The sequence below is a fragment of the Egibacteraceae bacterium genome (genome assembly GCA_040905805.1).
In the GTDB taxonomy this organism is placed as follows: domain Bacteria; phylum Actinomycetota; class Nitriliruptoria; order Euzebyales; family Egibacteraceae; genus DATLGH01.
This window is the reverse complement of the sequence record JBBDQS010000091.1, coordinates 1-4,996: the sequence shown is the minus strand read 5'-3', so window position 1 is coordinate 4,996 and position 4,996 is coordinate 1. Positions and strand designations below refer to the sequence as shown.

Here is a 4,996-nt window from a genome sequence, read left to right as displayed (position 1 = left end):
CCCTCGGCTTGGGCGCGGCGGCGGAACGCGTCACGTTCCCGCTCGTCGATGACGATCTGGATGCGCACGGACATACCCATGATGCTACCGCATGTGCATTGAACATCATGACCGACCGAGGTCGGGTTGTGGACAGCCGGCGTCGCGGCGGCGCCGGTTACCATAGTGTCCGCACGATGGATCGAGGAGGTGCCCGATGGGCGTGGCCACGACCGGTGCGCGCATGGCGCACACGCTGCTCGCCGACCTTGACCGGCACGGCAAGCTCGACGACCGGCTGCGCTACGAGATCCTGGCCGGCGAGCTCGTGATCCGGGGGCTGCCGCTCGTGCGCCACGAGCACGCCGTCAGCGTGCTCGTGCAGCACTTCCGCAACTGGGTCACCGAGCATGGCGGCGTGGCCTACGCCGGCGCCGGCATCGAGATCGGCGACCACCAGCTGCGGCCCGACCTCACCTTTATGGGCCCCGCCCGCGTCGACGAGATCGACGCCGACGGCTTCCACGTCGCCCCCGACCTCGTCGCCGAGGTCACCTCACCGGGCACCCGCAGCCTCGACCTCCACGAGAAGCGCGCGATCTACGAGGCGATCGGCGTGGGCGAGTACTGGGTGGTCGACCTTGCCGAGCAGCGCGTGATCGTCCACCGCCGCGACACCCAGGGCGGCTACCAGGCCACCGAGCACACCGCGGGCACGCTGTCCACCGAGCAGGCCCCCGGCCTGGAGGTGCCCGTCGGCGAGGTGCTGGCCTCGACGTGAGCTCGGTGGTCGCCCACCGACGCTGGCCGCGACCAGCCGCTGGTAGGTCGCGGGCAGCCGGCGGGCTTGTGGACAGCCCCCGGGCCCCGAGCGATCATTGCCGTAGCGTCGCACCATGGACCGAGGAGGCCCACCGTGGCTGTCCGCACCGGCACGACCATGGGCCACGCCCACCTGGAGCGGCTCGCCGCCGAGGGCAAGCTCGACGAGGGTTTGCGCTACGAGATCCTGGCCGGCGAGCTGGTGATCCGTGGCGCGCCGCTGATCGCCCACGAGCGCGCCGTGAACGTGCTGATGGACCACTTCCGCGCGTGGGTCCGCGGACACGGCGGCGAGGCGTTCACCGGCGCCGGCGTCGAGATCGGCGCGCACCAGCTCGTCCCCGACCTGGCGTTCGTCGGCCCCGAGCGGGCCGGCGAGCTGGACGCCGACGGGTTCCACGTGCCGCCGGATCTGGTCGTCGAGGTCACCTCGCCGGGCACCCGCAGCCTGGACCTGGTCGAGAAGCGCGCGGTCTACGAGACGATCGGGGTGGGCGAGTACTGGGTGGTCGACCTCGCCGAGCAGCGCGTGATCGTCCACCGCCGCGACGCCCAGGGCGGCTACCAGGCCGCCGAGCACGCCGAGGGCACGCTTTCCACCGGGCAGGCGCCCGGCCTGCAGGTGCCCGTCGGCGCGGTGCTGGCCGCGTGAGGGGGCGGCGGTACCGCTGCGTCGACGCGGGGGGCGCGACCTCGCCCCGGCGGTGCGTCAGTGGCTGCTCGACCTGACCGAGGGCCTCCGTGGTGGTCAGCGGTGAAGGTGGTGAGACCCTGACCAGGCGTTGATGATGTCGTCTGCGTCGAGGACCGCGTCCGCGTCTGCCCCGCCTTGGGCGCCGGCAGGGCACACCGCGAGGAGTCGGGCACCCGCGGCGTTCGAGACGGCCCTGCGGCCTTCGGCCAGCGCAAGGATCTCGCGTCGGTCGACCGGCCGGTTGGGGCGCCACGTGATGGTGCCGAGCCAGTCGGTGGTGCCGTGACGGTCGCCAGCCGCGACCCGAGCCTCATGACCGAGGGGAAGCACTACCAGCGGACCCAGGGCATCGGCATGGGTCGTCGAGCCTCACTGGCCGCGTAGGCCCTGACCGGGTCGATGCTCGCGCCTGACGCCCACGAGCGACGCTGTGGCCAATCTCCGGGTCGAGGGCTATCGGGAGGACCAGATCCACCTCGTCGGCAACGTCATGGTCGACACGCTGCTCGCCAACCTCGAACGGGCACGCGAGCGCCCCGTCCTCGGCGCCCTCGGGTTGACGGCGCGGCTGGTCTTTACGGATTCGGTCGATGAGGAAACGCGAACGTGCAGGTCAGCGGCTCGCCAAGTCACGGTCTCGACCCTGGTTCACCCGTGAAGCGAGAAGATTTCACATCGTTCCGGAACGCGGGGCTATGTGGGATGAAGGTGGCAGCCTGGCGCTTGTGCAGCATCGGCCATCCCGTCGGAGAAGAGGGCCGCGACACGGGCGGAGACCAGCTCGACAAGGGCGCCGGAGACTCCGGGGGTGGCTTCAGCCGCAACCTGGACCGCTTCGGGCAGACGTTCGAGCAGCGAGCGGATCCGGCCGTCGAGTGCGGGGCCCCGATGCCAGCGGTCCGCTTCGGCCAGCACGTCGTGTGCCGTGACCTGATGGATGTTGCGGATGGAGTTGACGCGCATTGCGGCGTCGGAGGACACCGGACGAGGGCCGACGCCGGTGTGCACCGACGGGTAGAGGACTGTGGCGATCACGTCGTACAGCGGCGCCAGGCGCAGTGGCCCCACTGGGGGGTGCAGGACTGACAGGTTCTTGCCGTGCGCATCGGCGTTGCCGACGGCCACGTTGAACATCGTGATCTCTGCCAGCCTTGCGGTCTGCTCGGGGTTGCCGTTGTGCGTCTCGAGAACCCCGGCGAGGTCCGCCAGGGCAGGGCCTCCGGCGTCCTCGTACTTGCCGGAGCCTCGCGGTCCCGTGTCGACCGCGAGCGCCTGACAGAAGTCCTCCTGGTGCAACCGCAGCACGCTGCCGTCAGCTTCGCGGGTCCGGTCGTAGCGGGACACGGCCAGAACCGGCTGCCCATCGATGTCGAGCACGTCGACGTCGATGTCGGTGAGCCCGACCTGCTGTGCGATGCGCAGGCAGAACGCCTCGTTCGCGACCATCCCGGGATAGCGGTCGTCGCCAGGCTTGAGGATGTGGGTGGACGGGTGGCCGTCCACCGGCCGAGCCCAGCTGTCGTCAGCGGCGCGGACGAGCAGCAGCTTGGACTGCTGGCCGGCGAGGGAGACGCGCACCCGGTCGTCATCGCCGAGCGGGCGTTCGGGCAGTTGACGGATGGCCCGGGCGAGCTCCTCATCGGTGATCGGTTCCGCAGCCCCGGCGGTCGTGTCCGGTGGGGGGTGGCCGGCGGGCACGACGACGACGGCGCCGGCGCAGTCTTTGCCGATCTCGGAGAGCAGGCCGTGCACGTCACCGCGGCGCACGCCGTAGCGTTCCTCGAGGATGCTGCGAGCTTCGCCTTCGGGGAGAAGGCCTTCGAGGAACGGTCCGACGGCGCCTGGCGGGTGCGCGTCCGGTATCAGGGGCAGTGCGACCGACAGCAGTGGGCGGCCGGACGGCCACCGGTCGAACGCCTCGTCGGTGTAGGAGAGTTGGAACTTGTCGGTTCGCCGTTCGACCACGGTTGCAACGCGTGCGCCGTACAGCCACAGATCGAGCGGTGCTGGCCGTGCCATCTAGCCATCCTCCCGGCGTCGGACCACTACTTCCAGGCCCAGGCGGCGCAGAACACGGAACAGGCGCTCGGTCTGCTCGGTAGCTTTCCCGCGTTCCAAGCGGGAAAGGTAGGGGCGGTGCAGACCGGACTGGTCGGCGAGATCGGCCTGCTTCAGGTGCGTCTGCTCGCGGAAGTGGGCGATCGCGCGCCCCAGTGAGGCAGGGTCATACACCACCCACTCGTCCTGATTCCGAGACATCGCGCATCGCTTTCGTCTTGTATTGATATGAGTACACTCTAGCACCTAAGCGCGATGTACGTAAATCAGTACGAGGGGGTGGGTGGGCGAAGCCCAACGAACCTGGCGCACACCGGTGACAGACCAATGCGTGTATCATCTTGCTACACTCGTTACGATCATACGGAGGCGCGCGATGGCGAAGGGACGCTCGACCCCGACCCGTGTCGCGAGCGATGTCGCAGCGACGGCGTCGAGCGTCGCACCGTCGGAGAACCGGTCGCTCGCCGAGCAGATCAGCCACTGGGCGCGCATCGGCATGCAGGTCGAACGGGCCGGGTCGGTCGCCAACCGCCGCATCATGGCCGCGGCACAGGGTCGCGCCCCCTTCTCGCAGCTGACCGACCCCGAGCGCACCGCCGCGCACGCCCTCGTCGACGCGCGCATCGGCGAGCTGGCGGCATCGCAGTCGTTCGGCGCGGCCGCCCGCTCCCAGGGGTACGCCACGGTATCCGTCGACGACGACGGCACCCTGATCGAGATCGCAGCGGACGGCACCCGTCGGCCGCTGTGAGCCGTCTGGACGTGATCGCCGGACCCAACGGCGCCGGCAAAACGACGCTGTACGAGCGGGTCATCCATCCGTCCCGGCCCGGGCTGGCGTTTGTGAACGCCGACCGGATCGCCCGCGACCGGTTCCCCGGCGAACAGATGGCGCGCGCGCGCGACGCCGCACGGATCGCGGCCCGCGCCCGCGCGGCGCTGATCGACGCGCGCCTGGACTTCTGCGCCGAGACGGTGTTCTCCCACCCCTCGAAGGTGGACCTGGTCACCACCGCCATGGCCGCCGGCTACGACGTGGTCCTCCACGCGGTCCTCATCCCGCTTGAGCTGTCCGGTCCGCGCGTGGCCGCACGCGTGGCCGCGGGCGGCCACGACGTCCCGGCGGAGAAGCTGACCGCCCGCTACCAGCGGCTGTGGCCGCTCATCGTCCGGGCAACGCCGCACTGCTACCGGACCGTGTTCTGGGACAACGCCGCGGACGACGGCCCGTTCGAAGTTGGCTCGTTCCGCTTCGGCGTCGCCGACTACCCACCGCGCTGGCCGGACTGGACACCCCACCCCGTGCGCGGGCTCTGACGACCGCAGGCCGGTCTACATCACAGACCGCGGCCGTCCCGCCCTCCGACGAGCTCGCTCGTCCGAGGGAGTTCGGCTGATGTTCGTGCTCGACACCAACGTCGTGTCCGAGCTGCGCAAGGT

The 4,996-nt window shown here is 70.4% G+C and carries 7 protein-coding genes; 5 read left to right on the top strand and 2 right to left on the bottom strand.

Features of this window, described 5'->3' with window-relative positions:
* Positions 1-196 precede the first annotated feature (196 nt).
* The 3 genes from WD250_09955 (at position 197) to WD250_09945 (ending at position 2,153) form a co-directional block, all read left to right on the top strand.
* Positions 197-760 carry a Uma2 family endonuclease gene (locus WD250_09955; protein MEX2620531.1) on the top strand — a complete coding sequence of 188 codons (564 nt, stop codon included), beginning with the start codon at positions 197-199 and terminating at the stop codon, positions 758-760.
* 135 nt (positions 761-895) lie between these two features.
* The gene (locus tag WD250_09950) at positions 896-1,453 is read left to right on the top strand and encodes a Uma2 family endonuclease (GenBank protein MEX2620530.1); all 558 of its coding nucleotides are present in this window, start codon (positions 896-898) and stop codon (positions 1,451-1,453) included.
* A gap of 472 nt (positions 1,454-1,925) precedes the next feature.
* Positions 1,926-2,153 (top strand): hypothetical protein, encoded by a 228-nt coding sequence (locus tag WD250_09945; GenBank protein MEX2620529.1) that lies wholly within the window; start codon positions 1,926-1,928, stop codon positions 2,151-2,153.
* A 35-nt stretch (positions 2,154-2,188) separates the two neighbouring features.
* On the opposite strand, the gene WD250_09940 is transcribed toward WD250_09945, so the two are convergent.
* Together WD250_09940 and WD250_09935 are read right to left on the bottom strand one after the other, a co-directional pair.
* The gene (locus WD250_09940; GenBank protein ID MEX2620528.1) at positions 2,189-3,514 is read right to left on the bottom strand and encodes a HipA domain-containing protein; all 1,326 of its coding nucleotides are present in this window, start codon (positions 3,512-3,514) and stop codon (positions 2,189-2,191) included.
* Entirely contained in the window at positions 3,515-3,727 is a 213-nt protein-coding gene (locus tag WD250_09935) for a helix-turn-helix transcriptional regulator (protein ID MEX2620527.1), read from the bottom strand. It lies immediately after the preceding gene.
* 202 nt (positions 3,728-3,929) lie between these two features.
* Here WD250_09935 and WD250_09930 point away from each other — a divergent pair, with 202 nt between their 5' ends.
* Both WD250_09930 and WD250_09925 read left to right on the top strand, forming a co-directional pair.
* Complete coding sequence (locus WD250_09930; protein ID MEX2620526.1) at positions 3,930-4,307, top strand: hypothetical protein; 378 nt, start codon at positions 3,930-3,932, stop codon at positions 4,305-4,307.
* Positions 4,304-4,873, top strand: a complete 570-nt coding sequence (locus WD250_09925) for a zeta toxin family protein (GenBank protein MEX2620525.1) — start codon at positions 4,304-4,306, stop codon at positions 4,871-4,873. The genes WD250_09930 and WD250_09925 overlap by 4 nt, the downstream gene beginning before the upstream one ends.
* Positions 4,874-4,996 lie beyond the last annotated feature (123 nt).

Bases quoted from the DNA above. Each gene is read 5' to 3' on its own strand.
- WD250_09955 (MEX2620531.1), top strand. From the start codon at position 197: ATGGGCGTGGCCACGACCGGTGCGCGCATGGCGCACACGCTGCTCGCC.
- WD250_09930 (MEX2620526.1), top strand. From the start codon at position 3,930: ATGGCGAAGGGACGCTCGACCCCGACCCGTGTCGCGAGCGATGTCGCA.
- WD250_09940 (MEX2620528.1), bottom strand. From the start codon at position 3,514: ATGGCACGGCCAGCACCGCTCGATCTGTGGCTGTACGGCGCACGCGTT.